The organism is Dietzia natronolimnaea, from assembly GCF_002289575.1.
Lineage (GTDB): Bacteria > Actinomycetota > Actinomycetes > Mycobacteriales > Mycobacteriaceae > Dietzia > Dietzia natronolimnaea_A.
Genome location: NZ_NTGA01000064.1, coordinates 1 through 3,848 on the forward strand (window position 1 = coordinate 1; position 3,848 = coordinate 3,848).

Below are 3,848 nucleotides of genomic sequence, written 5' to 3' on the forward strand. Positions count from 1 at the left end.
ATTCAGGGCCGAATCAGGACTTTACGGCCGGCCTCCGTGAGTCTCACCCATTTGGCCGTCGACGGATTGTGCACGTCGGTGGCGGGGTACTCCAACCATCGCCGACCGCGGGCGATGCGTTCGCGTATACCAGCCTCGCTCGTGTCCAGGACTCGAGCGCACCAGGAGATTCTCCGCTCGCTGGTGTGTGCTTGGAGCGCGATGAGTTCGAGCACGTCGGGAGCAAGTTCGCCCCGCCCTGCGGCTGAGCGAGCGTCGTTACCGAGAACTGGCGGCTGGTCGGGATCGCGGCCGTATATAGGATCCTGCATTGCGCTAGCGCGGATCAACCAGGCGGTGCTGGTCCCAAGGAGGACGGCAACCACGATGATTCCCGCTGGCTGGTCAAACACCCCGAGTGGGCGACCCAGGAATACTGCGGCGAACAGCACCGGCGCCTGCATCGTGGGCGAACGCCACCACGGCGTCGCGCTACCGCCCCAGGGGCGGACGTCAAGGTTCCCGGTATGCCCGCGAGAGCCCGAGCGGCGGAGCTCGATCAACGCCAGGAGTCCGAGGATGCCGATCATGGCTGCAGCGATGCCAGCTGCCATCGGCACACTCCCCGGGATCTCGTCCGGGTTTACGACAACGCCCAAGAGACCTGCACTGGCAAGCCCAAAACCTACTTCGACTCCAAGAGGCGTGCGTTCCGCCGCTCGGCGTTTTCGCCACGTGCGGACTATTTCGTCCTCCGTGAATTCCCCGGCGTCCTGGCTGCGCATACCTTCAAGTTAACTACCGCCAAGCGAGACCCGGTAACGACCTACTGTGACCCGCGGAGGCGACCGCCCGCCGGTTCGCCGAGCACCGACCCGACCGCACCGAGGTGCCCGCCTACGCCGACGCCGGGTGCGTGTTCGACGTGCCGTCCGACTACGCCGAGGAACGGATGGGCGGCTCAGCGAACGCCAACGCCGCAGCGCTCAAGGACAGCGACCGGATCCTCGTGGAACAGCTCGCGGCCTGGTCGCGAGAGTAGACCCGACGGACCCGGCACCCTCGCGAAGAGCGTTACGCGCGCACGCCGCCACGGCGGCCTCCCAGGGCTAGCACAACACCCCTGCTACCGATTGTTCGGTAATTCCCGGAGAATCACCTCTGGCCATGCTCGCGTACGGAGGCGATGTATTCGGCGTATGTACCTGCCGCGTCGACGGCGTGGCGCTCAATGGTCGATGGGTGATAGCCCAGGACATCGGCGATGATGGCGGCCGGGGCGGTTTTGCTGAGTTCATGCAGTGTGCCGAGTCGGGCGGCGCGGGCGCTGACGAGGTGGTCCCGTAGCCGGAGGCGTAGGTGCATCGGATCGATGTGCATGCCGGGGGAATGCCCTCTGAAGACCCAGTTGCTTCTCGGGTGAGCGGCGGTCTGGTCGTGGCCAGGGTTGGCGTGGAGTTCACGCCACGGCCCGTCGAGCGGGGCGGGCAACACGATCGGGCCGCTGCCGAGCGTAATGGTCGCCAGGCCTTCGGTTACGGTGATGTCGTCCCAGTTCAGGGCCGCAATATCTTGGATCTGTTGGCCGAAGACAAGGACCAGAATCGCCGCGGCCTTGTCTCGTGCGGTCAGGGTGTCGCCGTCCACTATTCGGTCGAGGGCGGCGTCCTGGTCGGTGGCGCTGAGTGTGGTGCTGTTACCGCGGCGATGGCGGGGCACGGTGAGCCCTTGTGGGGCGTTCTTGGTGTCCATGGCCCAGCCGAGGAACCGCTCGGCGAGCAGTCGCGTGGTCGGCCCGCCGGCGATCCAGGCGTCGACCTCGCCCTGGCCGACGTCGGCGAGCGCGATGTCGCGCTCGCCGAGCCAGTTGAGGAAGTTGATCGCGACGGTGACGGTCTGTTTGCTGCGCAGGAAGGTGCCGTGGGGGACGGGGTCCATCTGGTTCATGCGCCGCAGATGATGCCAGCGGATATAGCGGTCAATGACGGCCCGGTGGGTGTCCTCGGTCAGCCTCTCCAGTGCTGTGTCCGCCCAATCTTGGTAGCGGACAAGCAGCTCGTCACGTCGGGGCAGGACACCGTGCTCGACCAGGAGCCCGCGCACGTAGTCGCGGGTGCGCGAGCGTGGAAGTGCATCGATCGCCTCGTGGGTGAGCTCCGGGAGGGAGGCCAACTGGTTCAGGAAGTCGGTGACGTGCCGCTGGCGGATCCAGGTCAGTCCACTGTTGGCGCGTTTCATCGATTTCAACGCCTCAGCCAGGGGGATAAGCCTCTCGGCGATGGTGCCGGTGTCCGGGTTGGTCAGCAGTCCGTCGACGGTCTCGCTCAGTGCGCATGGCCAACACAGGCCGGCGCGGTAGATCTCGTCCTCGGCGCCGCAGCGCACGCAATCGATGTTGAGGGTGATCTGGGCGCACGCCCGGCAGGCCGGGCGCCCTTCTACTCGGCCCGGTAAGACGCCGATGTGGCCGCATTCGCAGGTGCCGCGGGTGCGTTTGGCCTGCTGGTAGCAGTAGCCGCAGATCTGATCGTCCGGGCCCCAGGTGACCACCAGGGGGTAGCCCAAGCCGCAGCGAGCACACGGGCACTCTCGACGTAGGTCCGGGTCGTCGGGTTTGCGGGGCCTGGCCATCGGTACCGGTCACTCCTCGTTGTCGCCCCGGACGAGTCTCACCCGGCGGGCGATCGGCTGGCCGGGTGCCACCCCCAGGTCTTCCGGCCGCTTCGGCGCCTGCGCGGTGGCTGCTGCCCGCATCTCCACAAATGGCTCGAACAACTCACCGGGTTCGCAGTCGAGGATGTCGCAGAGCGCGGCGAACGTGCGTGCCGGGATCCGCTCTGGTGTGCCGGTCACCAGCCGGTAGACCTGACTCTCGGACAGGTTGATGCCGCGAGATCTCAACAATGGCACCAGCTCGGTGCTCTTCCACAGGTTGCGGTGCGCCATCTGCGTCCGCAGATTCCAGCGATACCCGATGCGTCGTTGCTCAGCCATCAGCGTCTCCGTCCTGCGTCCTGCCGCGGCCGTCCAGCCGCGAAGCGATCATGCGCTGGATGGTCTTCTGTTTGAAATCGTCGCCGACCGAGGTGTAAAGCCCGGTGACCGACGCATAGGCATGACCGACTTGAGTCTGCACGAACGCGGGGTCGTAGCCGGCCTCGATCAAGTGCGTGACGTAGGAGTGTCGCAGGCAGTGCAGTCCGAGCTCTTTCGGCAAGCCGGCGCCCTCGCGGGCGGCAGCGAAAGCATCACTCAAGCTACCCACTCTTATCCGCTCGGCGCGCTCGCTCGGCCATAGCGCCGCCGATCGGTCAGCGGTGGCGAAGTGCCGCCGGCCACGCTCGGTGATCCAGAATCGGAGCAGGTCAACCACCCAGTCGAACTCCGGGACCGTCAACACGGTTCGTCGTCGCGGCCCCGACCCGGTGGTGCCTTTGGCCCACCGGACGGTCACCGCGCCGAAGTCGCCGTACGCAGGCACATGCGGGTTGGGGCCGAAATCCTGCACGTCCAACATCGCCACCTCGCGACGCCGAAGCCCAAAGGCGTAGCAGACCTTGAACGCGATCGAGTCCCGCAACAGGGGAAGCCAGCGCTTACTCCCAGCAGCGAACTCACGATCGACCCGGTCGTCCACGTCATCAAAGAGTCTCTGCAGCTCCGTGGCTGTGAAGGCCCGGCGGCCAGCCGGAACAGCATCCTCGCAGGTGTGCCGCGGGGTGTTCCACTCGAACGCAATCTGCGCCGGAACATCGTCGAAGACCCGTTGGCACAGCGCACCCCACCCGTAACTCGAACTCGAGACGTAGGCACAGAACATTGCGATGGCATTGCTGTCCGAACGCAGCGTCGTCCAGCTCACCGGCTTC

General features: G+C 66.2%; 5 protein-coding genes. 1 reads left to right on the forward strand and 4 read right to left on the reverse strand.

The annotated features are described in order from the left end of the window. Positions 1–2: 2 nt before the first annotated feature. Positions 3–764 (reverse strand): hypothetical protein, encoded by a 762-nt coding sequence (locus CEY15_RS17485; RefSeq protein ID WP_141244326.1) that lies wholly within the window; start codon positions 762–764, stop codon positions 3–5. A 104-nt stretch (positions 765–868) separates the two neighbouring features. On the opposite strand from CEY15_RS17485, the gene CEY15_RS18580 reads away from it, so the two are divergent. Beyond that, on the forward strand, positions 869–1,021 hold the full coding sequence (locus CEY15_RS18580; RefSeq protein WP_176475187.1) for a hypothetical protein: 153 nt from the start codon (positions 869–871) through the stop codon (positions 1,019–1,021). A gap of 113 nt (positions 1,022–1,134) precedes the next feature. On the opposite strand, the gene CEY15_RS17490 is transcribed toward CEY15_RS18580, so the two are convergent. The 3 genes from CEY15_RS17490 to CEY15_RS17500 form a co-directional block, all read right to left on the reverse strand. Continuing rightward, a complete protein-coding gene (locus tag CEY15_RS17490) occupies positions 1,135–2,529 on the reverse strand; it encodes a Fis family transcriptional regulator (protein ID WP_342744917.1) in 1,395 nt (464 codons plus the stop codon). Positions 2,530–2,619: 90 nt separating this feature from the next. After that, positions 2,620–2,973: a helix-turn-helix domain-containing protein gene (locus CEY15_RS17495; protein ID WP_095719476.1), complete on the reverse strand. Its 354-nt coding sequence runs from the start codon at positions 2,971–2,973 to the stop codon at positions 2,620–2,622. Continuing rightward, positions 2,966–3,848 (reverse strand): tyrosine-type recombinase/integrase (locus tag CEY15_RS17500; protein ID WP_095719477.1); only part of this gene is annotated, 883 nt, incomplete at its 5' end. The genes CEY15_RS17500 and CEY15_RS17495, both read right to left, overlap by 8 nt.